This is a genomic window from Ruegeria sp. HKCCA5463 (genome assembly GCF_013034175.1).
GTDB lineage: Bacteria > Pseudomonadota > Alphaproteobacteria > Rhodobacterales > Rhodobacteraceae > Ruegeria.
Genome location: NZ_WQFL01000003.1, coordinates 115,280 through 140,581, shown reverse-complemented (window position 1 = coordinate 140,581; position 25,302 = coordinate 115,280). Strand labels below are relative to the sequence as shown.

Genomic DNA, 25,302 nt, shown 5'->3' with positions numbered 1-25,302 from the left:
GCAAGATGTGGAATCAGGTCAAGAACGTATCATGAACGTGTGCAAGTTTTCCTTTGCAGGCCAGCAACTCGATGCGTTGCCGTCTGGCGCATTATGGTGGCCGGCGCGGCAACTGCTCTGTGTTTCGGACCTGCATCTGGGAAAATCCGAACGTATGGCCCGTCGGCGCGGGGCTACGCTGCCGCCTTATGACAGTCGCGAAACGCTTGACCGGCTGGCCCGCGATCTGGAACACACCAACGCCGAAACCGTCATCTGCCTAGGTGACAGCTTTGACGATCTCGAAGCGGCCCAAGCCTTGCCCGACGCAGAAGGGTTGAGGATTGCGACTTTGCAGGCCGGGCGCCAATGGATCTGGATCGAAGGCAATCACGATCCCGGCCCGATCGAGATGGGGGGCTCTCATCTGGTCGAATGGCAGTGCGGCCCTCTCGTCTTTCGTCACATCGCCCAGGATCGGCCGCAAGGTGAAATTTCGGGCCATTTTCATCCGAAAGCACAGATTCGGACGAAAGGCAGGCACATTTCCCGACCTGCCTTTCTGCTGGACAGAAATCGGCTGATCCTGCCTGCCTACGGAACTTACACCGGGGGGTTGCGCAGTTCGGATCGGGCACTTTCCGATCTTTTGGGCGCGGACGCAATGGCCATTCTGACCGGCCCGCATCCGCAAATGATTCCAATGCCGCGTTGAGTTCAGATCAACCCGTCTTCTTCCAACTTCGGTTTGTACTTGCGGCTTACTGGAACCAGATCGCCGTTCGTCAGGCGCAAAAAGGTTTTGCCCCCCGATTTTTCAACCCCAACGATGGACGCGTCCACCACCCAATGTGAACGGTGCGAACAGTGGCCGGGAACCGGCTCCATCTCGGCAATTGCGTCCGTAAAGCGTGAGCGGACCGTGAACGTGCCTTCCGAAGTGACAATATCCACATTGTGGTCCCTGACCGTCAAACGATGGATTTGACCATGGAAGTCAGGCGGCAGACGCCTGATCAGGCGCGGCCTCTCGGTTTCAGGTGTCGAGGCCATCAATGGGTTCAGATCATTGCGTTGCACAAGAACCAAGCCCGTTGCAAACAGGACCCCATATACCGCCACGGTCTGGGCGCCTGGTGCCATGTGACCTCCGCAGGTGAACAGGATCCATGCCAACATCCAAAGGGACGGCGTGAACAGAACCAGGATCAGTGCCGCGAAGGCCAGATCACGGACGGGAACATTCAACAGAACGGGGTTTTTCTGCATCAAGTTGCGCGCCAACCCGGTGACTGTCAGGGCAAGAACCATCACCCCGGTCCAGAAAAGAAGACGCAAACCGAAGCTCAGATCCGCGACCAGAAACGGAGGAAACGCGTAGGCAAGCAATGGAAGAAAGACAAGGCCCGCCGTCACTCGCTGTGGGGTGCAAGCATTCCGAATAGTGTTTATCCCAGACGTCATACCGCTTTTGTGCATGACTTAACAAAATTCAACCTTAGCACGACAAGCACTGAAGCACCTTACCTGTAACCAACTGGGAATACAGGGATATCACGATTTTCTAAGCTGTCAAACCCATTCAGGGCAAATTGACTGGAGCGTCCGATGATTGTCCCGCGAAGTCATGCACAACCGAGGAGTGTGCCGGGCCGACATGATCGACCCGACCAGATTACCTTACGCCGTCAAACCTTCTGGTTCCGGCAGAGCGTTGGCGCGGCAGCACGCAGTCAAAGTGTTGGCCAACAGGCATGCAATGGTCATCGGGCCTACGCCACCCGGAACCGGAGTGATCGCGCCAGCACGCTCGGACGCGCTGGCATAGTCCACGTCACCGACAAGCTTGTTCTTTCCGTCACGTTCGATGCGGTTGATGCCTACGTCGATCACGGTCGCGCCTTCCTTGATCCAGTCACCCGGCACCATTTCCGGACGGCCCACGGCGGCCACGACGATATCGGCACGGCGCACGACATCCGGCAGATCCTTGGTGCGCGAATGCGCGATCGTCACGGTGCAGCTATCGCCCAGCAGCAGTTGCGCCATCGGTTTGCCCACAATGTTCGAGCGGCCAATCACAACCGCGTCCATGCCGGAAAGCGAGCCGTGGTGGTCACGCAGCATCATCAGGCAGCCCAGCGGGGTGCAGGGCACCATCGACTTCTGACCGGTGCCCAGCAGGCCCACGTTCGAAATGTGGAAGCCATCCACATCCTTGGCCGGGTCGATCGAGTTGATCACCAGATCCTCGTTCAGGTGTTTGGGCAACGGCAACTGGACCAGAATGCCATGCACGGCCGGGTCGTTGTTCAGCTTGTCAATCAGCGCCAGCAGATCTTCCTCGGATGTATCGACGTCCAGCTTGTGCTCGTACGAATTCATGCCGACTTCAACGGTCATTTTGCCCTTCGAACGGACATAGACCTGGCTGGCGGGGTCTTCGCCCACAAGAACCACGGCCAGGCCGGGGGTGATGCCGCTTTCTTCTTTCAGCTTTGCGACCTGATCGGCAACTTGACCGCGCACTTTTGCGGCAAAGGCCTTACCGTCGATAACCTGAGCTACCATACTTCGATCCCTTCTTTCAAAAAACGGATCGGGCGCACAGAACGCCCGGTCAGTCAGTCGGTGCCAATCACGCGCTCTTCGCGTGCAATCGACCAGTCAATCAATATGCGCCATAGCTTCTCGGCCAGATCCGGGTCCATCCCCAGCGCGTCCGAACTTGCACGCACGCGTTGCACCACCTCTTCGACACGTTCCGGGATTCGGGCCGGAAGGCCCTCGCCCGGTTTCAGCTGCGACGCGCGGTCAATATATGTCGCGCGCGTTACCAACATTTCGATCAGTTGGCGATCCAGCTTGTCGATCTCAGCCCGCAGCTCCTGCATCGTGTTGCAGTTCTGAGGCGGTGTCAGAGTGGGCATCGTCATCTCCTCATGGCCCGGGAATGAATCCCCGGACCACGAGATGTCCTATTCGGCGGCTTAGAACAAGCCCTCGATCTCACCTGCGTCATTGAGGCAGATGGTTTCGGCAGCCGGCTTGCGGGGCAGACCAGGCATGGTCATGATCTCGCCGCAGACGACCACGATGAAGCCCGCGCCCGCGCTCAGGCGTACCTCGCGCACCGGAACCGAATGGCCCGTGGGTGCGCCCCGCAGCGATGGGTCGGTCGAGAAGGAATACTGCGTCTTGGCCATGCAGACCGGCAGGTTGCCATATCCGGCTTCTTCCCATTCACGCAGCTGGTTGCGGATCTTGTTGTCAGCCAGAACCTCGTCAGCGCGGTAGATACGCTTGGCGATGGTTTCGATCTTCTCGAACAGAGGCATATCGTCGGGGTAGATCGGTGCGAAGTTCGCGGTGCCACCTTCGACGATTTCGACGACTTTCTCGGCCAACGGCGCAGACCCTTCGGAACCCAGTTCCCAGTGACGCGACAGAACCGCCTCGACGCCGTGCTCGCCGCAATAGTCTTTCACCGCCTGAACTTCGGCATCGGTATCGGTGACGAAGTGGTTGATGGCGACGACAACCGGTACACCGAAGGATTTAACGTTCTCGATGTGACGGCCCAGGTTGGCACAGCCTGATTTGACGGCCTCAACGTTTTCCGCACCCAGATCGGCCTTGGCAACGCCGCCGTTCATCTTCATCGCGCGCACGGTCGCAACCAGAACAACTGCCGACGGGGCAATACCCGCCTTGCGGCATTTGATGTTCATGAACTTCTCGGCACCAAGATCCGCACCGAAACCGGCTTCGGTCACGACATAGTCGGCGACTTTCAGAGCGGTCTTGGTCGCGATGACCGAGTTACAGCCATGCGCGATGTTCGCGAACGGGCCGCCGTGGACGAAGGCCGGGTTGTTTTCCAGCGTCTGCACCAGGTTCGGCTGCATCGCGTCCTTCAGCAGAACGGTCATTGCGCCTTCGGCCTTGATGTCGCGACAGTAGACCGGAGATTTGTCGCGGCGGTAAGCAACGATGATGTCGCCCAGACGCTTTTCCAGGTCTTTCAGGTCGTTTGCCAGACAGAGGATCGCCATGACCTCGGACGCCACGGTGATGTCAAAACCTGCCTCACGCGGGAAGCCGTTCGACACACCACCCAGGCTGGCGGTGATCTGACGCAGGGCACGGTCGTTCATGTCGACCACACGGCGCCATGCGACGCGGCGGGTGTCAATCTCCTGCTCGTTACCCCAATAGATGTGGTTGTCGATCATCGCCGACAGCAGCGAGTGAGCCGAAGTGATGGCGTGGAAGTCACCGGTGAAGTGCAGGTTCATCTCTTCCATCGGAACGACCTGCGCATAGCCGCCACCCGCAGCGCCGCCCTTCATACCGAAGTTCGGGCCAAGCGAGGCTTCACGGATACAGATCATCGCGTTCTTGCCGATGCGGTTCAGGCCGTCACCCAGACCCACTGTAGTCGTGGTCTTGCCCTCACCTGCCGGGGTCGGGTTGATTGCAGTCACCAGGATCAGCTTGCCGTCTTCGCGGTCCTGTACCGAGTTGATGAAGTTCTGGCTGACCTTCGCCTTGTCATGGCCGTAAGGCAGCAGATCCGCAGAGTCGATGCCGATCTTGGCACCGATTTCCTGAATCGGCTTTTTGTTCGCTTCGCGGGCGATTTCGATATCGGATTTGTAGCTCATTGGCCGGGGTCCTTGATTGAATACCGTGCAAAACCGACGCGGGGCGTCGGCGCTGTGCATTCCATACCCTTGTGTACAATCCCGATAGCCATGGATTCCGACATTCTGGCGTCGCGAAGCGTCGTAAGTTCGTTTCAGGGGTTTCTAATCGGAAACAAGCCTGTTTTCACAAACCCACGCAGGTTGATCCGGAACAAACAGTTTCAGCCGATCCCCCAGTTGAATGCGCCCCGGGCGTTCGACCCATCCGGTGATGCCCCGACGCCCGACCGCCGCGGGTTTGAAAGCCGCGCCATGCCCCGGTTGATCCGCTTCGATCTCGCGCCCCGGCAGAACACAAGGGGCGTTTTCCATGTCCACCGTTATCGTCGCCCCGCTTGTTGCCTGAAGACGTGAAGACGGGGGGATATGTGAAAAATCCGGGATTCCGCGCAGCACAATGGAAGCCCCAAGATAGGACGGATCAAGCTGATCCAACCCCATGTCCTGCGCAATTTGCTGCAACTCCTCCTCGGACAAAACTGAAAGCTGACGCACGTTGCGAATTTCAGTGCCTTTCGGGTAAAGGTTCGAGACCCTGACACAGGACGCCCGATTAAGGCCTTCGTGGCGCTCACCCTTCACGCCGTCAAAACCCAGATCCAGCGTGTCAACAGCCTTGGCCCGTAAAGAGGTTCCCGCAGAGACATGGCCAAGCCAGACTGCTTCGGCGGCAAATTCGGTTTCACGCAAAAATGGCATAGCCTTCCCTTTTCGCTCTTTTTCTTGCGTGCATATTGCCAGGCAAAACACCGATGAAAAGAAAAAAGACCCGGACTATGCGCCGGGTCTTTTTTGACTATGCGGTGGGTTCGGGCTCCATCCCGCCATCGGGCGGAGATTTCTTGGCCTTTGTCTTGGGAATGGCCGTGACACTGGGCGCGCTGCCTTCATCCGGCTTATCGCCTTCATCATCATCCTCGCTGGGTGATTCACCATTCATGACGCGCTTGATCTCATCACCCGTCAGGGTTTCGTATTCAAGCAGGCCCTGCGCCAGGCGTTCCCATTCTTCGCGCTGTTCGGTCAGAATCTGGTGCGCGCGCTCATAACCCTGCTGAATAAGGCGTTTCACCTCTTCTTCGATCAGCTCTTTCGTATGCGCCGACACCGAGAACCCTGCGGTGTTGCCCTGATAGCCTTCGTGCGCCTCGGCATAGTCGATGTTACCGACCTTATCCGACATGCCCCAGCGCATCACCATGGCACGCGCCAACTGGCTGGCCTGCATGATGTCCCCGGCCGGGCCGTTCGAAACGTGGTCTTCACCGTATTTGATAACCTCGGCGGCTTTGCCGGCCATGGTCATGGCCAGCTTTTGCTCACACTCATCACGGTGGTAGTTCAGGCGATCCATTTCAGGCAGAGATACAACCATACCCAGCGCACCACCGCGCGGAATGATTGTGGCTTTGTAGACAGGATCGCACAACGGCAGGGTCAGGCCGACAACGGCATGGCCCGCCTCGTGATAGGCGGTCTTTTCCTTCTGGTCCTGGGTCAGCACCATCGAGCGGCGCTCGGCGCCCATCATCACCTTATCCTTGGCGTTCTCAAAGTCTTCCATGGTGACAAAGCGGCGACCCACGCGGGCGGCCATCAACGCAGCCTCGTTCACGAGGTTCGCCAGATCGGCCCCCGAGAAGCCCGGCGTACCGCGCGCAATGATGCGCAGATCGACATCGGGGCCCAGAGGCGTCTTACGTGCGTGCACGCCCAAAATCTTCTCGCGGCCTTTGATGTCGGGGTTACCAACGGTCACGTTGCGGTCAAAACGGCCCGGACGCAGCAGCGCGGGATCCAGAACGTCTTTACGGTTGGTAGCCGCCAGAATGATCACGCCTTCGTTGGCCTCAAACCCGTCCATCTCAACCAGCAACTGGTTGAGGGTCTGTTCGCGTTCGTCGTTACCACCGCCGTATCCAGCGCCACGATGGCGACCCACCGCGTCGATCTCGTCGATGAAGACGATGCAAGGCGCATTCTTCTTGGCCTGTTCAAACATGTCCCGGACACGGGATGCACCGACGCCGACAAACATCTCGACGAAGTCGGACCCCGAAATGGTGAAGAACGGAACGCCTGCCTCACCCGCGATGGCGCGGGCCAGCAATGTTTTACCAGTACCCGGAGGACCGACCAGCAGCGCGCCTTTCGGGATCTTGCCGCCAAGGCGGCTGAACTTCTGTGGATTGCGCAGGAATTCGACGATCTCTTCCAGCTCTTCCTTGGCTTCGTCGATGCCCGCGACGTCGTCAAATGTGACGCGGCCATGCTTTTCGGTCAGCATCTTGGCCTTCGACTTGCCAAAGCCCATCGCACCGCCTTTGCCGCCGCCCTGCATCCGGTTCATGAAATAGACCCAGACACCGATCAGCAGCAGGAACGGCAAGAGCGTGATCAGGAAAGACTGGAAGCCCGACTGCTGTTGCTTGACCGCCTGAACCGGGATGTTCTCATCGATCAAAAGCTTGGTGACCTCGGCGTCGCCGGGTTTGATCGTGACGTAAGTCGCACCGCTTTCGGTCGTATAGCGGATCTGTTCGCCGTCCAGCGTCACGTTCTTGACTTCACCGCTTTGCACGGCGCCGACGAAATCGGAATAAGTTCTTTCATTGCTCTGAAGCGTTCCGCCCGGTCCACTGAACAGATTGAACAGTGCAAGGATCAGCAGAAACAGAACGACCCAAAACGCGATATTGCGAGCGTTGCCCAAGGAAATTCTCCCAAAAGTTCCGGCAGGTGAGGAGCTGCCAAGTTACCTCTTAAAATAGAGAGGATTGTGGTATGTTCAATGCGATAATAAAGATGCGTAGAACTCGGGCCATTCCGGCGTCGTGTCCGCGCGCCATCCGTTCGCAAATCCCGCAAGCGGAGCGGCCAGCACCGCGCCCCCCTTCCAGACTGCGGGCGTCGCGCTCAAGGCCAGCCTGGGCCGGCCCGTTTCGCGCCATTCGGGCATCTGTCGCAGCCCGTCTTCACCCAGAGCGCGGATCTCGGCACCGGAAATCTCGGGCCCGGTCAAGACCCATTTGCTATCCCAAACTTCGTCAGGTGCTGAAATCCGAGCCTCCACGGCCTTGAATTCCCTGCAAATCCAAACACTCATCCCTTCCGGGACCAACAGGCAACCGCTGAGCGACCCTGCCCGCCCGTCGATTATGGCCTTCATGGCCTGCTCGACCGCCGCCTGACGCGGGGGATATCCCAGCCCTGCGATCCAGACAAGACATCCAAGCAACACGCGGCGTCGGATTTCCTTGGGCAATGCGGCAAAACCGGCCCTGTCCACCTTCACGTCGCTTTGTTCGACTTGGGCGACATTCCGTGCGGATTCCTGCGCAAACACACCCAGGGCTGCATGGGCCTGCGCCAGATTTTCGGCCACTCGCGACAATGAAAGCGCGTCAATTCCCAGTGGCTTGAGGCCGGACACGGCCTCTCGTGCCTTGATCCGGTCGAAACGAGGGTCCTGATTCGACGGATCTTCGACCCATGTTGCGCCGATACCGGTCAGGTAGGTTCTCAGATCCTTGCGTGTGATCCCCAGCATTGGCCGCAGCAATGTCACACCTTCCCATTGCCGGCTTGCCGACATGCCGGACAGTCCCGTAACACCTGATGAACGACCCAGTCGCATCAGCAACGTTTCTGCCTGATCATCCGCCGTGTGCCCCAACGCGATAGCGTCGATTCCGCGCTGTTGCGCCCAACCGGCAAGCAGGCTGTAACGCGCCTTGCGGGCCTCATCCTGAACATTGCCCGATCTGTCCCAACCCGCCCAATGCAAAATGTCATGCGGCAGCCCCAAAGCAGCGGCTTGGCGCGAAACTGTCACGGCCTCCTGCGCTGCGTCGGGGCGCAAGCCGTGATCGACCGTGGCCACAAAAAGGGCGATCTCTTCGTTTTGGGCGACTTGATGCAAAAGATGCATCAACGCGACGGAATCCCCACCGCCCGAGACCGCCACGCCCAGTTTAGGCGGAAGCCTTTCGGGAAGCCGGGCGCGAAGCTCTGCAAGCAGGTTTTCGCTGTGACGGTTCAAGAACACCCCAGCGCAGACATCTCTTGCGTCGCATCCGCAAACGCCGGTGCGGATGGAAAGCGCACGCCAACTTCATTGAGCGTGATGCAGGCCTGATCGGTCTGCCCCAGACGCCCCAGCGCCGCGCCCAACTCGAACAGGGCCTCGGGGGCAAACGCTCCTTCGGAATCTCCGGTAAAGCTTGCCAAGAACGCCCGTGCCGCTTCGCGGGTGTCGCCAAGGCCTTCAAGCGCATGACCACGTTTCAGATTCACTTCGGGCGCCAGGGGGCTGCCGGGATAGTTCGTATCAAACTGCGCAAACAAATCAGCCGCAGTCTGGTAATCCCCATCGGCCAGTGCTTGCGATGCCGCGTCGAAATCCGCCCGCTCGCCCACGGCCAGTTCACCCTGATCGGTTTGGGATGGCGTGGCAGGCGTGATGACGGCCGTACCTACATCTGTGCCCTCTCCGCCCAGTGTGCTGGTCGGTTCGCCTGAAATTTCGCAGTTTGCCTCAAGCTCGCACAGGCGGAACTCCAGATCTCCGATGCGATTGGTGCCGTCCGAGACAATGTTCTGCACACGCTGGTTCAGCTGCTCGGTCTGTCGGGTCAGGCGTTGCAGTTCCGCTTCAATGGCATCAACCCGTTCGAGGACCGAACTGCCGGACAAGTTTGGCGCAGGCGATCCTGTGGTGGAAAACTCGCGCTTCAGACGCTGAATTTCCACATGCAGCACCGTCAGCTCCTGACGTATGTCGGCCAGGGTTTGCTGATCCTGTGCCTGTGCAACACCGGCTGTCGCCATGACCGCCGCCAATACCCATCCTGCCATACGCATTGTCTTACCCCAGTGTTGATCCGGTCAGCACAGTCACTGCGCGGCGGTTCTTGGAATAGCATTCCTCAACGCTGCAAATCTCGATTGGGCGCTCCTTGCCGTAGCTGACGGTTTTGAGACGGTTGCCAGCAACACCACGCGAAATCAGATACTCACGAGCGGCATTTGCGCGACGCGCACCCAGCGCAAGGTTATACTCGCGCGTACCCTGCTCGTCCGCGTGACCTTCGATCGTGGCAACAAAATCCGGATTGGCCAGAAGCCAGTCCGCTTGCCCTTGCAACACGGTCTGCGCCTGTGGTGTCAGGGTGGACTGGTCCACGGCGAACAGAACACGATCCCCGACGGTCTGCTGGAAATACGCAGGCGAACGCGGGTCACTGGGCGAGCCCGGTACAATTGCGCCTGTGCCGCCGGCACCGCTGCCGCCCAAGGCGGATGGGTCATTGTTCGTACAGGCGGCGATCACACTCAGCGCGCCCAACGCCAGGACTTTGCTCAATACATTCATTTCAAGTGCCTCGTGTTTTGATTGTTGCCGCCTGTCTACCACAGGGACGATTCGTTGTGAACTTTGCTGCGATCAATTCTGTAGTGGGCCCCATGACGGATCACTGCCGCCATCCGGTGTACGCACTGGGCGCAGGTTGCGACCCGAGATGTCCACCGAATAAAGCGAGGCCCGGCCGCTGGCGCCCTGCGTTTCACGGGTGAACATGATGACGCGGCCATTGGGCGACCAGGTCGGGCCTTCGTCCAGAAACGAGGCGGTCAACAAGCGTTCCTCTGATCCGTCCGTGCGCATCACCCCGATGTGGAAGCGGCCCTGGTTTTGCTTGGTAAAGGCAATCAGATCGCCGCGCGGCGACCATACCGGCGTGCCATAACGACCCGAGCCAAAGCTGATCCGCGTGGCCTCGCCGCCATTCGCGGGCATCACGTAAAGCTGCGGCGTACCAGAACGGTCGCTTTCAAACACGATCCGGCTGCCATCCGGCGAATAGCTGGGAGCGGTTTCAATCGCCGGCGTGTTGGTCAGACGAGTGCTTTGCCCCGACGCCAGATCCATTTTCCACAGGTCCGTGTTTCCCCCCTGAATCAAGGAATACACGATCGACCGGCCATCCGGCGAAAAGCGGGGCGAGAAGCTCATGGTTCCGTCCTGCGTCTTCAGTTCCCGTCGTTTGACGCGGCCCACATCCAGAACATAGATGCGCGGGCTGCCGCTTTCATAGCTGGTGTAAAGCAACCGATCACCATTGGGTGAAAAACGCGGCGCCAGAACGATTGCGGCACTGTCGGTCATGTACTGCACATTCGCCCCATCATAATCCATGATCGCCAGACGTTTCAGGCGTTGGTTTTTCGGTCCACTTTCCGAAACAAAGGCCACGCGGCTGTCAAAATATCCGCCCTCGCCTGTAATCCGGCTGTACACCTGATCGGCCACTTTGTGAGCCATGCGCCGCCAGCCCTCGGTGGTGCCTGCCAATTGCAGCCCATTGCCCAATTCCTGACCCGAAAACACATCCCAGACCCGGAATCGAACCGTGAGGTTCTTGCCCGAAACATTGACTGCCCCCGTGATCAGCGCATCGGCATTGATCGCTTTCCAATCGGCAAACTGAACCGGAGCCTCAAAGCTGCTGACCCGACTGATGAAGGCATCCGAAGAGATCTCGCGAAACAACCCGGTTCCTGTCAGATCAGCCGCCACCACGCGCGAGATGTCCTGTGCATATTGCGCCGCTGACGGGCCATCGGGAACAAAGTTCGGCACCGCAAAGGGCAATGGTTCGATAATGCCCTGGTCCAATTCCAGCCGCAGGGGACTGTTCTGTGCAAGAGCCGGCGTAGACATCAGCGTCAGGCCGACAAAGAGGCTGGTCAGAAGTTTCATCATTTGATCCGCATCCTCTCGGGATTGAATGTAATCTCAACATCCTGCCAATGAGCGTATTTGTCAGCAGGCAAGTCATATCCTCTGGCCCCGCAGCGCAAAATCGCGCGCCGAGCGGCCTGATAGGCCTGATTGGCCGCGCCCGAAGACCCACCAGAACTGTCCAGCATCCGAATGCTGCCATCCACAACCGTACCATCACGGTTTAGCGAAAAAGCCACAACGACCACAGTACTCAGTGCATCCGTAGACAAAGAGCCCACATTCCAGCACTTGGACACGGCCAATCGCATCGCGTCCTTCTCGCCGCTGGTCAGCGGTGGGCCGGATGGCTGGGTTCCACTGCCCAAGGCTTCGGCCAAAGCGTCATTGATCGCGGCCTCGTCGGCTTGCGCGTCAGGTTCAGGCGCCGCCTCGGGCGTATCTGCCACAACGGGTTCGGGCGGTGGGCTTGGGCGGTTCGGACGCACCCGCGGTCGCGGAGACGTAAGCGGAGACTGCTCTTTGGTTTCCTCTGCCTCGGTCACGATCTCGGGGGCCGCTTCTTCCGGCGCGGTCTGATCCTGTTGTTCCTGCTGAACCTCGGCGCCCTCATCCAGTGAAACGGGCGGCGTTTCGAAATCATCCGGTTTTGCCTCGGGCGGTGGTGGCGCTATGGCCTCGGGGGCAACACGATCGGACGGGCGAGGCTGCGCCTCGGGCCCCGGAGGCACAGGCTGTGCGACAGGTTCGACCTCGGGCTCTGTCAGTACCGGCAGCTCATCCGGCACGTCCGGTTCCGGCGGTGCTTCGACGATAACGGGCGCAGGCTCGGGTTCGGGTTCGGCAGGCACGACGGGTTCAGGGCGGGGCTGTTCCTCGACCACAGGTTCTGGCGGCGTGCTATCAGCCTGTGGTTCGGGCGGTTGTTGCAATGCCGCCGGCACCTCTGGGATCTCAGGCGCATCCCGCTGGGCCGTCATGGCCGCGAATTGTTCAGCGGTGATCACGGACACATCCTGTACGGCCATCGGCAAAGGCTCGGACCGGAACGTACCGCCGAAAAGCGCCACTCCGATCAGGCTGACATGCGCAATCGCCGAAATCTTGGTGCCGGTATCCACCGTGCGCCCTCACTCTCCACCTTCGTCCAGCGTCGGCCCGCCCGTATCGGTCACAAGCCCAACGTTGGAAAACCCGCCCGCGTTCAGCGCGCCCATGACCTGCATGACCTGCGCGTAAGGAATCGCGCCATCGGCGCGCAGGAAAACCCGGTCACTGCTCCGCTCTGCGGCGATGGCCCGCAGCTTGCCGATCAGTTCCTCGCGCAACACGTCTGTTGTCTGGATCTGCACACGTCCATCTGCCGTCAGGGTCACGGTCAACGGTTCTTCATTGTCACCGGGCAAAGCACTGGCGGCGGTCTTGGGCAGATCTACCGGAACACCGACGGTCAGCAATGGCGCGGCCACCATGAAGATAATCAGCAAAACCAGCATGACATCCACAAACGGTGTCACGTTGATCTCGGCCATGGGTTGCGCGCGCCCGCGACGCCGACCGCGTCTGCGCCCGTTTCCACCCGAGGATTGCTGAACCGCCGCGCCCATTTTTAGCTGTCCAACTGGCGCGACAGAATGGTCGCGAACTCGTCGGCAAAGGCTTCGTAGCCGCCCACGATGCGGTCACAGTCTGCACTGAGCTTGTTGTAGAAAATAACCGCCGGGATCGCGGCCAGAAGGCCGAGCCCCGTTGCCAATAGTGCCTCGGCAATACCCGGGGCCACGACCGCCAGATTGGTATTCTGCTGTTCGGCGATTTCGATAAACGCATTCATGATGCCCCAGACGGTACCAAACAGGCCGATGAACGGCGCAGTCGATCCAACCGTGGCCAGGATTGGCAGACCTTTCTGCAAGGTCTCTGCCTCTTTCGCTATGGCCACATCCATGGACCGGTCTATCCGCGCGGTCGCTCCGGCAATCAATCCGCCATCATTTCGGTGCGACCTGCGCCATTCGATCATTCCGGCAGCAAAAATCTTTTCAGAACTGCCATCCGGCTGGGTTCCGATCTGCTCGAACAGCTCGTCCAAAGGGTTGCCGGACCAGAAGCTCTCGTCAAATGCCTGCGCCTCGCGACGGGCCGCGCGATAATTGATCAGCTTCTGAATGATGATGCCCCAGGACCAGATGGATGCACCGATCAGCATCAACATCACCAATTTGACGATAAAGGTAGCGCGGGCATACAGCCCCCACATGGAGAAATCGATCTCCTGCGCCAGCGCCAGCGTTTCAGCTTCCATGAACCTGCTCTTTGTTTTTGCCTGACGGCCGTTTGTTTGGCCTTGTTTTGCCAAACGCTAACGCAGTTGGGGCTGAAATGCCAACATAACCACCCCTGACCCGCAAATTGTTACATCAATGCGCGAATCTCTGCCGGAAGCCGGATCGGCCTGCCGTCCTTGTTGATGCAAACGGCAGTGACCGAGGCGCGAAAAATCTCGGTCTCGCCACGCCGGACCAGCTGCGCCATGGTCAGCCGCACGCCCGAGATTTCCGTGACTTCGGTTTCAACGATCAACTCGTCATCAAACCTGGCGGGCGCAAGGTAATCGGCCTCGACCCGCCGCACGACCCACACAATGCCCTCTTCCCGCATCGCGTTCTGGTCATTGCCCAGATTGCGCACCCAATCCGAACGCGCACGTTCGATATACCGCAAATAGTTCGCGTGATAGACGACGCCCCCCATGTCGGTGTCTTCATAGTATACGCGAACCGGATAGGTATGTTTCATTGCAGTGGCTCCAGCCGGGCAAACAACCTGAGCGCATGAGACGCATCCTGCGCAGAACCCGGCAAAACCGGATCATAGGCTGCCCGAATCAACGCAGCAACATCGGGGCGCAGGATCGTCATTTCACCTGCCACAGCCAGCGGAGATTGCGTCCGAAACGCAGTATCGGACCAAAGCAGGATGGTCTGCACCACCTGGCTCAGCGCCAGCGTTTCCGCCGGTATCTTGGACAACTGCGTGTCCATGCGCAGAAAAACAAAAGCCGCTCGGATCGCGCCATCTTCTTCGAACCGGAAAATGCGGTACTGGTTTGCATCCGCTTCAACCAAGCGCCCGACCAACGGTGCCAGTTCGGGAATCAGACGATCAAGATCCGGCACGTCCAGCAGCTCTTGCCAATCCCGAAAGAAGAAGATCATGCAGTTGGCACCAAGCTCGGGGTCGGTTTCGGCCATTTTGTGACCGGCCAAGGTGACAACCGCCTCGAAGGCACCCTTCACAGTGGACAGCGTTTCATCTTCAACACCAAACACAATCGGCACGATCGGCCGCCCCCAACGCGCAAACAGAAACTCACCGCTTTCGCGCGTGAACAGCGCCTCAATCTCTTCCGGTGTCACGCCCCGCCCTTCATCTTTTCGAAAATACTCTCGCCGAAGGCATAAATTTTCCAAGCGCAAGCTTCAACCAAACAGATCGCTCTGCCGCTTGGGCGCAGCCATTCCCAAATGCGTCCAGGCCTTCTGCGCCAACATCCGCCCACGCGGTGTTCGCTGGATCAACCCCTGTTGCAACAGATAGGGCTCGATCACTTCTTCCAGCGAGTCCCGGCTTTCCGATAGCGCCGCCGACAAGGTCTCAATTCCAACCGGCCCGCCGGCATAGTTTTCGGCGATCAGTTTCAGATAACGCCGGTCGGCACCATCCAGCCCCAGTTTGTCTACACCCAGGCGCGTCAGTGCGCCATCCGCAAGACCGCGCGTGATCCGCCCATCCCCTTCGACAATGGCGAAATCCACCACCCGGCGCAGCAGACGTCCGGCGATGCGCGGTGTCCCGCGCGACCTGCGCGCAATCTCGCGTGCGCCCTCATCATCCGCCGGAGCGCCGAGTTTCCGCGCGTTTCGGGTGACGATCTCATGCAGTTCGTCCACAGTGTAGAACTGCAACCGGGTCGGAATACCAAACCGGTCGCGCAAAGGTGTGGTCAGCAAACCCATGCGCGTCGTGGCCCCGACAAGCGTGAAGGGTTGCAACTCGATCCGAACCGTTCGCGCGGCGGGCCCCTCGCCGATCACCAGATCAAGCTCGAAATCTTCCATCGCGGGGTAAAGCACCTCTTCCACCGCCGGGTTCAGGCGGTGGATTTCGTCGATGAACAAGACATCCCGCGCTTCGAGATTGGTCAGGATCGCAGCCAGATCGCCCGCTTTCGCCAGAACCGGCCCGGATGTCATGCGAAAATTCACCCCCAGTTCACGCGCCATGATCTGCGCCAGCGTCGTCTTGCCCAACCCCGGAGGGCCATGGAACAACGTGTGATCCATCGCCTCGCCCCGCTGGCGGGCGGATTGGATGAAGATGCGCAGATTGGCGCGTGCCTCGGCCTGACCGATGAACTCATCCAAGCCCTGCGGGCGCAATGCGCGGTCGTTGTCCTCGGGCAATGGATCGGGGCGCACAGTGGGATCAGCGTCTACCATTCATTCAGCCTTTCGGAGCCAGCAACTGCAGCGCGGCACGAATCAGACCCGCTTCGTCTGCATCCGGGTTGTTGGCGGCCGCCTCGGCAACCGCGGCTGCTGCATCCGATGGCCCATAACCCAGATTAGACAAGGCAGACAGCGCACCCGCGGACGCCGCGGCGGCCCCAGAGGCCGGTTTTGGCGTCTGCTTCCGAGCAGGCGCTGCCTCGACAGGCTCTACAACTTCGATCGAAGGGCCATCCATCGCATCGGTCAAGGTGCCACCCATGGCCATCACGCCCGGCGCCTTGTCCTTGAGGTCCAGAACGATCCGCTGCGCCGTTTTCGGGCCCACACCTTTCGCCGCCTTGACCGCCGCCCAATCTCCCAGTGCGATTGCGCGGCTGACACCGTCCGGCCCCAGCGCGCTGAGGATCGCCAGAGAGACTTTCGCTCCGACCCCCTGAACCGAGCACAAAAGCCGGTGCCATTCCTTCTCGACCAGCGAAAGAAAGCCATAAAGCTGCATCAGGTCTTCGCGCACGACCATGTCCGTATAAATCGAAACCGCCTCGCCCACGCCCGGCAATGCCGCCATGGTCCGGTCGGAACAATAGACGATGTATCCCACACCCCGGACATCGATCAGCACGTGATCTGCGGCGCGATAGTCCAGCCTTCCGGTGAGTTTTCCGATCATGCCCGCACCTCTTTCACACGCGCCTGTTGGGTCTTGCCGTAATAGGCATGGCAAATCGCAATCGCCAGAGCATCTGCTGCATCCGCCCCTTTGGGCTGACATCCGGGCAATTGCAGTTTGACCATGTGCAACACCTGCTCCTTTTCCGCGTGCCCGACACCCACGACCGTTTTCTTGACCCGGTTCGGGGCGTATTCCCCCACCGGCAATCCGGCCTGGGCCAGCGTCAGCAACGCAACACCCCGCGCCTGACCCAGTTTGAGCGTACCGGCGCCATCCTTGTTCACAAAGGTCTGTTCGATGGCCGCCTGGTCCGGTTGATGATCGGCGATGACTTCGACAATCTGGTTATGGAGAGACAACAGCCGCTCACCCAGATCATCCCCATCCGACTTGCACAAACCGTTGGCCACGTGGCTCAGGCGGCTGCCATTTGATTCGATGACGCCCCACCCCAGGGTCCTAAGCCCCGGATCAATGCCCAGAATTCGCATGTTTTGCCTCGGCCTGCTCGGCTTCTGTGATCTTTTTTCAACGCCTAGCACGAAGCGTGAACATTTTCCAAGCGAATTGACCCAATGCCTGAAAACGACACACCTGTCCCAAAGGCGACTCAACACGCCATTTGCGACTTCAAAAAGTCCGAATTCGACACTTTTGTGAACGCGTTTTCACCAATTATTTAAGGGGATTACAGCCTTTTGGAGCATTGCAGGAAACGCATAGGACACATGCAAAAACTGAACTTGTGCGGGCGATTTGGCGGCACTAGATGCCGGGCAGATCGCAAGACTGCAAAATGAACACCAACCAGAAGGAAACAGGATATGGCTGCACTGGACACCACCCGCTTCGCCTCCACTGGCTCGTTCGGCCTCGTTGGCCGTATCGGCGCATTTTTCGTATCGGCCGTGAACGCCGCCGTCGAATGGAATGACGCCCGCGTTACCCGCAACGCGCTGACCGGTCTAAGCGATCGTGAACTGGAAGATATCGGCCTGTGCCGTGGCGACATCGACGCCATCGCCCAAGGTCGCCGGTGATACCGACCACCACTCGCATACGCCCCTTCCTCCTCCCTTGAGGGGCAAACAGAAACACCGCGCGCCCCGGGCACGCGGTGTTTTTCGTCCGAAAACTGAGTCAAAACTGAGATTCAGTATAAAATCTTGTTGAGTTGCACGGCAATCGCCTGCGACACCGGGTCAATCTGCATCACCCAGGCACCTGCTTTTTCGACCGATGTGCCTTCGTTTAAACTGTCGATCCGATATTGGTATCCGGTCGGGCCAAGGCTGGACAAAAGAAACGCCTTGAACGCCACAACACTCAGAAGCGTAAGCAACAGCACCCTGGCCGGCACTGCCGAGCTTACCCGCTGCGGCTTCATGACGACCAGACCATCCTTGCGCATCGTCGCGCGATAGCCACGGCTCATCTTTTGATGTTTTTTGTTCAGGCGATTAACGCGCTGAGTGAACTCCAGTTGTTTACCCGTCATGGCAGCCTCCAAAAACCGCCCCCCTCGACTTCAGTCAGAAAACGGTAAAAAGAGATTACGACAAAAACGTGGCAAAATTCCACAAAACTCCTGCAAATGGCCTAGTTTGCGCCCTGTTTCATTAAGATTAGGGTCGTCCATTCACCAATCTCATCCCTATGGGTAAGATTGAATTCATTTTGAGAATAAACGGACACCACATCATCGGCCTGTTCGTTGAGGATCCCCGACAGGATTGCATACCCTCCGGGACGTAGATTCGCCGCGATTTCCGGCGAGAGGGCGACCAGAGGACCTTTGAGAATATTGGCAAAGATCAGGTCATAGGGCGCGTGCGCCCTGAGATCGGGGTGATCGAAACCAGCGGCTTCCACGCACCGTACGGCACCGGACATCCCGTTCGCCTTGAGGTTGGCTTCGGCCACGTCAACGGCCACTTCATCAATGTCACTGGCAATGATGTCGCCGTCCCAAACCCGGGCTGCGGCCATGGCCAGAACGGCGGTGCCGCAGCCGATATCCGCCACTTTCGTCGCGGTGAACCCTTCGTACAGCAATCTGTCAAAGGCCTTGAGGCACCCCAACGTCGTACCATGGTGGCCGGTGCCAAAGGCCATTGCGGCCTCGATCAGCAATGGAATGCGACCCTCGGGCAGCTTGTCGGCATCGTGGCTTCCATAGACAAAGAAACGCCCCGCCTCGACGGGCGCAAGCTCGCGCCGTACATGCGCAACCCAGTCGGTTTCCGGCAGCTCTGAAACAACAAACGGTTTGGCGTCGAATGCCGCGGCCAGAACCGCCAGTGCGGTCTCGTCGGGGGCTTCGGTGAAATATCCGCCGACCTCCCACAGGCCGGATCCGTCTTCGACTTCGAACACACCAACGCCGGTTGGCTCTGGCTCCAGACGTTCCATCGCCTCGCCCAGACCTTCGGCGGCCTTCTTACCTGTCAGCGTCGTCAGTGCGGTGAATGTGGGCATTGGGGCCTCCTGTCTCGATTGACACCGCGCCTAGGACGCCGCGCCGTCAACGTCAAGCGCCGAGACCTATTCCGCAGGGGCCGGAGCGTATTTGGTCAGGATGGTCTCGTTGCCAGGCTCGGGGTGACGCGGGATCAACAGGGACAGCAGCAGCGAAACGATCGCCATCGCCGCGGCCAGGCCAAACACAGCACCCGGCGACACGACCCAAAGCAGGCCAAGCAAAGCGGGCAAAAACACCGCCGCAATATGATTGATCGTAAAGGCCACCGCAGCGGTCGGCGCGATATCAGCAGGGTCGGCGATTTTCTGGAAATAGGTTTTCAATGCCAAAGCCAGCGCAAACAGCACGTGGTCGATCACATAAAGGATTGCCGCAAGCAGAACGCCCCAACCGAACCAATAGATGCCGCCATAGGCTGCGAACACGATGGCCAGACCGGTATATTCAAATATCAGCGTGCGCCGCTCACCGAACTTTGCCACCGCTTTTCCCAGCAATGGGGCGGCCATCATGTTGATCATCAGATTGATCAGATAAAGGCTGGTGAGCTCATGCACTTCAAAGCCGAATTTCTCGACCATCATGAACCCGGCAAAAACGACAAATATCTGCCGCCGCGCGCCTGCCATGAACTGCAATGCGTAATACAGCCAATACCGGCGACGCAGGATCAGCTTCTTGGTCTGCGGCGTGGGCGCATCAAATTGCGGATAGGCGAACAGACAGAACAGTGCCAGCGCAGCCGTAACTCCACCCGACGCCATGAATACAAAGTTGTAGGACAGATCAAAGCGATCCCAGGTCAGTACGATCAGCCCATACACCACCATGGTCGCCGCCGATCCCATCGCAACCAGCCATCCCAGCACCTGCGGAGCACGATCCTTGGGCAGCCACTGCAATTGAAGCGACTGGTTTACGGTCTCGTAGTAATGGAACCCGATCGAGCTGAACAAGGTCACAAACAGCAACCCGCCCAGGCTGGGAAACCACGCGGTCACCGCCGTTGCGACGCCAAGCATCATCAGAGAGATCATCGCCAGCACCTGCTCGCGAATGAAAATGATGACGGCAATCACGCCAACCGCCAGAAACCCCGGAATCTCGCGCACCGTATGCAGCAGACCGATATCCGCGCCATCAAAGTTCGCCACTTCAATAACAAAGTTGTTCAGCAGCGCGCTCCATGCGTTGAACGCAATGGGCATGGTCAGCGCCATCATGAACAACAGCGTGATGGGGCGGCGCCAGAACGGCAGGCTCTGCGCCTCGGTAAGGGGCATCGGTTTCAGCATGAGACCCCTCTACGCCCATTTCGCTGCTTTGGCGAGAGGGAAGCGGTCTGCGCACAATCACCCTGCACAGTTGCAGAGGTCAGTAAAAACTCTGTGGGTCGATATCGACGGTCAGGCGGATATCGCCCTTCAGACGCAATGGGGCGATCCAGCGGGCGATGGCATCCTGAATCGGCGCCCCTTTCGGTGCTTTCACCAACAAGCGCACTCTGTGGCGGCCGCGTATACGCGCAATGGGTGCAGGCGCGGGGCCAAAGACCTGAGCACCGATGGCGCGCAGGGGCGCATCGTTGCGGGCCATTGCATTGCCGATATCGAAGACCGGTCCGACCTCGGGGCCCGACAGCACGATCCCGGCCATGCGACCATAGGGTGGCACGCCTGCTGCCTGTCGACCCGCTGCCTCGGCTTTCCAGAACCCTTCCTCATCACCCGACAGGATGGCCCGGATCACCGGGTGTTCCGGTTGAAAGGTCTGCAAAAGCGCCTGCCCCGGCTTGTCCGCCCGTCCCGCGCGCCCAGCCACTTGCCGCATCAATTGAAACGTACGCTCGGCCGCACGCAGATCCGCGCCGTGCAGGGAAAGGTCAGCGTCAATCACACCGACCAATGTAAGCTTGGGGAAGTTGTGCCCCTTCGCCACCAATTGCGTACCGATGATGATGTCGGCATCCCCGGCGGCGATCTCTTCAATCTTGGCTTTCAATGCCCGGGCTGAACCAAAAAGATCGGAACTCAGCATCGCGATTTTCGCCTCCGGGAAGGTCGCCTCGGCTTCTTCCGCCAGCCGTTCGATCCCCGGCCCGACCGGGGCCAGCTTGCCCTCCACGCCGCAGGAGGGGCAGGCTTCGGGCATCGGCTTGGTTTCGCCGCATTGGTGGCACATCAATCGCTTAAGAAACCGGTGCTCGACCATGCGTGCGTCGCACTGATCACAGGCGATCTGCTCACCACAGGCCCGGCACAACGTGACCGGCGCATAGCCACGGCGGTTGATGAACAACAGCGATTGTTCACCTTTTTCGATCCGCTGCTGCACCGCTTGCCGCAAAGACGGAGAAACCCACGTTCCGGGCTGCATCTGCTCGGCCCGCATGTCGATGGGCTTCATCTCGGGCAATACCGCCGCTCCGAAGCGCGAGGTCAGGTCAAGCCTTTCGTACTTGCCCGCCTCGGCATTGGCCCAACTTTCAAGCGAAGGTGTCGCACTGGCCAGAATCACCCGCGCGCCACAGATCGCCGAGCGCAGAACCGCCATGTCGCGTGCGCTGTAGTGCACGCCGTCTTCCTGTTTGTAGGACGTGTCGTGTTCCTCATCGACCACCACAAGCCCCAGATCGCGAAATGGCAGAAACAGCGCCGACCGGGCGCCCACGACCAGTTGCGCATTGCCCTGCCCGACCATCCGCCAGACCCGCCGCCGTTCCGTCATGGTTGCGCCGGAATGCCATTCCGCCGGGCGCGCACCGAACCGCGCCTCGACCCGGGTCAGAAATTCTGCGGTTAGGGCAATCTCGGGCAGCAGAACCAAGGCCTGCCGCCCCATGCGCAGTGCCTCGGCCACGGCCTCCAAATAGACCTCGGTCTTACCGGAACCGGTAACGCCTTTCAGCAGCGTGGTGCCGTAATCGCCGGTCCGCTGCCCGGCCTGAAGCCGTTCGACCGCCGCGGCCTGATCCGTTGTCAGGTCTTTCCCGGGAAGGTCCGGATCAAGATGAGGATAAGGCAGGTCGCGCGGGCTGTCCTCTTCGCGCACGGCGCCTTGTTGGACCAACCCTTTGACAACGGATGACGTTACACCCGCCTGCTCGGCGAGTTCCTTCAAGGTAAAAGCCAGCCCGCCGTAGTCGCGCAATACCTCCAGAACCCGGGTCCGGGCATCGGTCATTCGGTCTGGTTGACCTTCACCCAACCGATAGACCTTGCGCATCGATGGCGGATCACCCAAGCCCGGTGCCCGCGTCGCCAGACGCAGCATCGCAGGCATGGGTGTCAGAGTGTAATCGGCGACCTTTTCCAGAAACACCCGCATCTCTTCACGCATCGGTGCAACGTCAAGAACCCGGATTACCGAGCGCGCCTTGCTCAGGTCAAAGCCGCCCTGCCCCGGCCCCCAAACCACCCCCAGAACCTTGCGCGGGCCCAAAGGAACCTCGACAAAAGCGCCCAGAACGCACCCGCCTTCGGGCGCCTTGTAATCCAGCGTCCGGTCAAGCGGCTGCGTTGTAAGCACCGCAACCAGCTCTCCTTGGTCGAAAAATCCGTTAGCGCTCACGGCATATCCTTCGCAGGGGGTTCCAGCAGGGGTCTCTTTGAGGTAAAGCCATCCGCGACCAAGGCCAACCCATCAAAGGACTGCCCTCATGAAATTCTTCGTAGACACCGCCGAGATCGACGCCATCGCCGAACTGAACGATCTGGGCATGGTGGACGGCGTAACCACCAACCCTTCGCTGATCCTGAAGTCAGGTCGCGACATTCTGGAAGTGACCAAAGAGATATGTGATCTGGTCGATGGCCCGGTATCGGCCGAGGTTGTCGCCACCGAAGCTGACGACATGATCGCCGAAGGCCGCAAACTGGCCAAGATCGCGCCGAATATCGCCGTCAAAGTGCCGCTGACATGGGCCGGCCTGAAAACCTGCAAGACGCTCAGCGACGAAGGCCAGATGGTCAATGTGACACTCTGCTTCTCAACCAATCAGGCGATTCTGGCTGCAAAAGCGGGCGCGACATTCATCTCGCCTTTCATCGGACGGCTTGACGATATCAACCTCGACGGCATGGACCTGATCGCAGACATCCGTCAGGTCTATGACAACTACGGGTTCGAGACCGAAATCCTTGCAGCATCGATCCGGACCGTCAACCACGTGACCGACAGCGCCCGCATCGGGGCCGATGTGATCACCGCGCCGCCTGCCGTGATCAAGAAACTGGCCGACCATCCGTTGACGGACAAAGGTCTGGAAACCTTCCTCGCGGACTGGGCCAAAACCGGTCAGAAGATCCTCTGATCCCAGACCCGACCGCGCGGTGCCGAAAGGCGCCGCGCCCGGCCCAACGGCCAAATGCCTGTTCTGTGATCAGGCATGGCGGGCGGGAGCCTCTTGCCACAGCATGCAAGGAAATCCACCCTTGCGTGCATTTTTTCCAAGGCAAATCCGGTCCGGCATGTTATAAGCCGCGACAACAAAAAAAGACCGGACGGGACATGAGCAGCACCCCCAAACTCGAGGATAACCTCCGCGCGGCGATTCTGGCCGAGCCGGATGTCGTACTGGACGACAAAGACCTGATGCAGGCGCTTGTCGCTGCCAACGAGCAAGCGCGCGGCGACAACGTGATTGACCTGCGCGGCATTGCGATGCAACGGCTCGAGGCGCGACTGGATCGGCTGGAAGACACCCACCGTTCCGTCATCGCTGCGGCCTATGAAAACCTCGCGGGCACCAATCAGGTCCACCGCGCCATTCTGCGATTGTTGGAACCTGTCGAGTTCGAAGATTTCCTGCGCACGCTGGGCGCCGATGTGGCGGACATCCTGCGCGTCGACAGCGTTACGCTGGTTCTGGAAACAACCGTGGTTCAGAACGATCCCGCAATCGACACGTTGGGCGGGGTCCTGACGATTGCGGAACCCGGTTTCATCGACCGGTACCTGACCATTGATCGCGGCGGTCCTGCGCGGGATGTGATCTTGCGGGAAATCCATCAGCCGAGTCGGCGTATTTTCGGGTCACAGGCCGATCAGCTTCGTTCCGAGGCCTGCCTGAAGCTGGACCTCGGGGCCGGTCGCCTGCCTGGCATGATCGTCATGGCCGCCCGCGACCCGCGGCATTTCACACCGCAGCTGGGCACCGATCTTCTGGCCTTTTTTGCCGGCGTGTTCGAACGCTCGATGCGCCACTGGTTGTCGTGAGCCTGATCTCGCCTGCCTGCCGCGACGCGCTTCAGCATTGGCTGGACAGCCTGAGCGCACTGGCCGGACGATCCGAGAATACGCTAAACGCCTATCGTGGCGACGTCGTCGAGTTTCTGTCGTTCATGACCCTGCATCACGCCGAACGGCATGGCCTGAAGGCGCTGGAACGGATCACAGTGTCGGATATGCGCGCCTGGATGGCGGATCAGCGCGGCGCGGACGTCAGCGCGCGGTCTTTGGCGCGTAAACTGTCGGCGGTCAAAAGCTTCTACCGTTGGCTGGCAGAGCGTGAGGGGTTCGAGCCCACCGCCGTTCTGTCCACCCGCGCGCCGAAATTCACCAAGAAACTGCCCCGGCCACTGGCCGAAGATGCAGCCCGCGCCATGATCGATACGGTGGAACTGCAATCCACATCCGACTGGGTCGCGGCGCGCGACGTCGCGGTTGTGACGCTGCTGTACGGATGCGGCCTGCGCATATCCGAGGCGCTGTCCCTGACCGGAGCGGACGTACCTTTGCCCGCCACGCTGCGCATCGTCGGGAAAGGCGACAAAGAACGGGTCGTACCGGTTCTTCCTGCCGCCCGTGAAGCGGTCGACAGATACCTGAAGTTATGCCCCCATCCACGAGCACAGGACAAAGCCCTATTTCGAGGTGTCCGTGGCGGGCCATTGAACCCACGTGCAATCCAAGGGGTTATGGCCAAAGCGCGTATGCAGCTGGGCCTGCCCTCAACCGCGACACCTCACGCGTTGCGGCACAGCTTTGCCACCCACCTGCTGTCAGCCGGAGGCGACCTGCGTGCCATCCAAGAGCTTCTTGGCCACGCCTCTTTGTCGACGACGCAGGCGTATACGGCGGTGGACACAGCGCGGTTGATGGAGGTCTACAACCGCGCGCATCCCAAAGCCTGACGTGCACATCACCTAGAAACCCGGGCTTTTGGTTTGCATCTCGGACGCGCATCAGTCATGACGCTC

At 59.7% G+C, this 25,302-nt stretch carries 27 protein-coding genes; 5 read left to right on the top strand and 22 right to left on the bottom strand.

The annotated features are described in order from the left end of the window. The first annotated feature begins 31 nt into the window (after positions 1 to 31). Positions 32 to 694: a ligase-associated DNA damage response endonuclease PdeM gene (gene pdeM / locus GOW09_RS08865; RefSeq protein WP_171117508.1), complete on the top strand. Its 663-nt coding sequence runs from the start codon at positions 32 to 34 to the stop codon at positions 692 to 694. A 2-nt stretch (positions 695 to 696) separates the two neighbouring features. Here the strand turns inward: pdeM and GOW09_RS08860 are convergent, their stop codons facing one another. From GOW09_RS08860 to ruvC, 18 genes are all read right to left on the bottom strand, one after another. After that, positions 697 to 1,395 (bottom strand): LytTR family DNA-binding domain-containing protein, encoded by a 699-nt coding sequence (locus tag GOW09_RS08860; RefSeq protein WP_371808035.1) that lies wholly within the window; start codon positions 1,393 to 1,395, stop codon positions 697 to 699. Between the two features lie 264 nt (positions 1,396 to 1,659). After that, positions 1,660 to 2,550, bottom strand: coding sequence for a bifunctional methylenetetrahydrofolate dehydrogenase/methenyltetrahydrofolate cyclohydrolase FolD (gene folD / locus GOW09_RS08855; RefSeq protein WP_171117505.1), 891 nt, complete (start codon positions 2,548 to 2,550; stop codon positions 1,660 to 1,662). Between the two features lie 53 nt (positions 2,551 to 2,603). Then, entirely contained in the window at positions 2,604 to 2,909 is a 306-nt protein-coding gene (locus GOW09_RS08850) for a chorismate mutase (protein ID WP_171117503.1), read from the bottom strand. Positions 2,910 to 2,969: 60 nt separating this feature from the next. Continuing rightward, positions 2,970 to 4,646 (bottom strand): formate--tetrahydrofolate ligase, encoded by a 1,677-nt coding sequence (locus GOW09_RS08845; RefSeq protein ID WP_171117501.1) that lies wholly within the window; start codon positions 4,644 to 4,646, stop codon positions 2,970 to 2,972. 144 nt (positions 4,647 to 4,790) lie between these two features. Beyond that, the gene (locus GOW09_RS08840; RefSeq protein WP_171117499.1) at positions 4,791 to 5,387 is read right to left on the bottom strand and encodes an MOSC domain-containing protein; all 597 of its coding nucleotides are present in this window, start codon (positions 5,385 to 5,387) and stop codon (positions 4,791 to 4,793) included. Between the two features lie 97 nt (positions 5,388 to 5,484). Further along, positions 5,485 to 7,401 carry an ATP-dependent zinc metalloprotease FtsH gene (ftsH, locus tag GOW09_RS08835; RefSeq protein WP_171117497.1) on the bottom strand — a complete coding sequence of 639 codons (1,917 nt, stop codon included), beginning with the start codon at positions 7,399 to 7,401 and terminating at the stop codon, positions 5,485 to 5,487. A 75-nt stretch (positions 7,402 to 7,476) separates the two neighbouring features. Further along, the gene (tilS, locus tag GOW09_RS08830; RefSeq protein ID WP_371808034.1) at positions 7,477 to 8,736 is read right to left on the bottom strand and encodes a tRNA lysidine(34) synthetase TilS; all 1,260 of its coding nucleotides are present in this window, start codon (positions 8,734 to 8,736) and stop codon (positions 7,477 to 7,479) included. Beyond that, a complete protein-coding gene (gene ybgF / locus GOW09_RS08825; protein WP_152457230.1) occupies positions 8,727 to 9,551 on the bottom strand; it encodes a tol-pal system protein YbgF in 825 nt (274 codons plus the stop codon). The genes tilS and ybgF overlap by 10 nt, the downstream gene beginning before the upstream one ends. A gap of 4 nt (positions 9,552 to 9,555) precedes the next feature. Continuing rightward, a complete protein-coding gene (gene pal, locus GOW09_RS08820; protein WP_152457229.1) occupies positions 9,556 to 10,062 on the bottom strand; it encodes a peptidoglycan-associated lipoprotein Pal in 507 nt (168 codons plus the stop codon). Between the two features lie 72 nt (positions 10,063 to 10,134). Continuing rightward, positions 10,135 to 11,454 (bottom strand): Tol-Pal system beta propeller repeat protein TolB, encoded by a 1,320-nt coding sequence (tolB, locus tag GOW09_RS08815; protein WP_171117493.1) that lies wholly within the window; start codon positions 11,452 to 11,454, stop codon positions 10,135 to 10,137. Next, positions 11,451 to 12,554: an energy transducer TonB gene (locus GOW09_RS08810; RefSeq protein ID WP_171117491.1), complete on the bottom strand. Its 1,104-nt coding sequence runs from the start codon at positions 12,552 to 12,554 to the stop codon at positions 11,451 to 11,453. The genes tolB and GOW09_RS08810 overlap by 4 nt, the downstream gene beginning before the upstream one ends. A 9-nt stretch (positions 12,555 to 12,563) precedes the next feature. Next, positions 12,564 to 13,040: a protein TolR gene (gene tolR, locus GOW09_RS08805; protein ID WP_152457226.1), complete on the bottom strand. Its 477-nt coding sequence runs from the start codon at positions 13,038 to 13,040 to the stop codon at positions 12,564 to 12,566. Between the two features lie 2 nt (positions 13,041 to 13,042). Next, positions 13,043 to 13,738, bottom strand: coding sequence for a protein TolQ (gene tolQ / locus GOW09_RS08800; protein WP_152457225.1), 696 nt, complete (start codon positions 13,736 to 13,738; stop codon positions 13,043 to 13,045). A 110-nt stretch (positions 13,739 to 13,848) separates the two neighbouring features. After that, a complete protein-coding gene (gene ybgC / locus GOW09_RS08795) occupies positions 13,849 to 14,232 on the bottom strand; it encodes a tol-pal system-associated acyl-CoA thioesterase (RefSeq protein WP_170344971.1) in 384 nt (127 codons plus the stop codon). After that, positions 14,229 to 14,852: a hypothetical protein gene (locus tag GOW09_RS08790; RefSeq protein WP_171117489.1), complete on the bottom strand. Its 624-nt coding sequence runs from the start codon at positions 14,850 to 14,852 to the stop codon at positions 14,229 to 14,231. Before GOW09_RS08790 ends, ybgC begins: the two co-directional genes overlap by 4 nt. Before the next feature lie 63 nt (positions 14,853 to 14,915). After that, complete coding sequence (gene ruvB / locus GOW09_RS08785) at positions 14,916 to 15,935, bottom strand: Holliday junction branch migration DNA helicase RuvB (RefSeq protein ID WP_171117487.1); 1,020 nt, start codon at positions 15,933 to 15,935, stop codon at positions 14,916 to 14,918. Between the two features lie 4 nt (positions 15,936 to 15,939). Then, positions 15,940 to 16,617: a Holliday junction branch migration protein RuvA gene (ruvA, locus tag GOW09_RS08780; protein ID WP_171117485.1), complete on the bottom strand. Its 678-nt coding sequence runs from the start codon at positions 16,615 to 16,617 to the stop codon at positions 15,940 to 15,942. Continuing rightward, on the bottom strand, positions 16,614 to 17,111 hold the full coding sequence (gene ruvC, locus GOW09_RS08775) for a crossover junction endodeoxyribonuclease RuvC (protein ID WP_171117483.1): 498 nt from the start codon (positions 17,109 to 17,111) through the stop codon (positions 16,614 to 16,616). Before ruvC ends, ruvA begins: the two co-directional genes overlap by 4 nt. 333 nt (positions 17,112 to 17,444) lie before the next feature. Between ruvC and GOW09_RS08770 the strand changes: the two genes are divergently transcribed. After that, a complete protein-coding gene (locus tag GOW09_RS08770; protein ID WP_170344966.1) occupies positions 17,445 to 17,660 on the top strand; it encodes a DUF1127 domain-containing protein in 216 nt (71 codons plus the stop codon). A 113-nt stretch (positions 17,661 to 17,773) separates the two neighbouring features. Here GOW09_RS08770 and GOW09_RS08765 read toward each other — a convergent pair whose 3' ends face one another. From GOW09_RS08765 to GOW09_RS08750, 4 genes are all read right to left on the bottom strand, one after another. Further along, entirely contained in the window at positions 17,774 to 18,130 is a 357-nt protein-coding gene (locus GOW09_RS08765; RefSeq protein WP_224857539.1) for a hypothetical protein, read from the bottom strand. A gap of 89 nt (positions 18,131 to 18,219) precedes the next feature. After that, complete coding sequence (locus GOW09_RS08760) at positions 18,220 to 19,098, bottom strand: 50S ribosomal protein L11 methyltransferase (protein ID WP_171117480.1); 879 nt, start codon at positions 19,096 to 19,098, stop codon at positions 18,220 to 18,222. Positions 19,099 to 19,164: 66 nt separating this feature from the next. Next, positions 19,165 to 20,397, bottom strand: a complete 1,233-nt coding sequence (locus tag GOW09_RS08755; RefSeq protein WP_152457217.1) for an MFS transporter — start codon at positions 20,395 to 20,397, stop codon at positions 19,165 to 19,167. Between the two features lie 79 nt (positions 20,398 to 20,476). Next, positions 20,477 to 22,672: a primosomal protein N' gene (locus tag GOW09_RS08750; protein ID WP_171117478.1), complete on the bottom strand. Its 2,196-nt coding sequence runs from the start codon at positions 22,670 to 22,672 to the stop codon at positions 20,477 to 20,479. 88 nt (positions 22,673 to 22,760) lie between these two features. Here GOW09_RS08750 and fsa point away from each other — a divergent pair, with 88 nt between their 5' ends. The 3 genes from fsa (at position 22,761) to GOW09_RS08735 (ending at position 25,236) form a co-directional block, all read left to right on the top strand. Beyond that, positions 22,761 to 23,414, top strand: coding sequence for a fructose-6-phosphate aldolase (fsa, locus tag GOW09_RS08745; RefSeq protein ID WP_152457215.1), 654 nt, complete (start codon positions 22,761 to 22,763; stop codon positions 23,412 to 23,414). Positions 23,415 to 23,611: 197 nt separating this feature from the next. Beyond that, the gene (locus GOW09_RS08740; RefSeq protein ID WP_152457214.1) at positions 23,612 to 24,319 is read left to right on the top strand and encodes a DUF484 family protein; all 708 of its coding nucleotides are present in this window, start codon (positions 23,612 to 23,614) and stop codon (positions 24,317 to 24,319) included. Continuing rightward, entirely contained in the window at positions 24,316 to 25,236 is a 921-nt protein-coding gene (locus tag GOW09_RS08735) for a tyrosine recombinase XerC (protein ID WP_171117476.1), read from the top strand. Before GOW09_RS08740 ends, GOW09_RS08735 begins: the two co-directional genes overlap by 4 nt. The last annotated feature ends 66 nt before the right edge of the window (positions 25,237 to 25,302 follow it).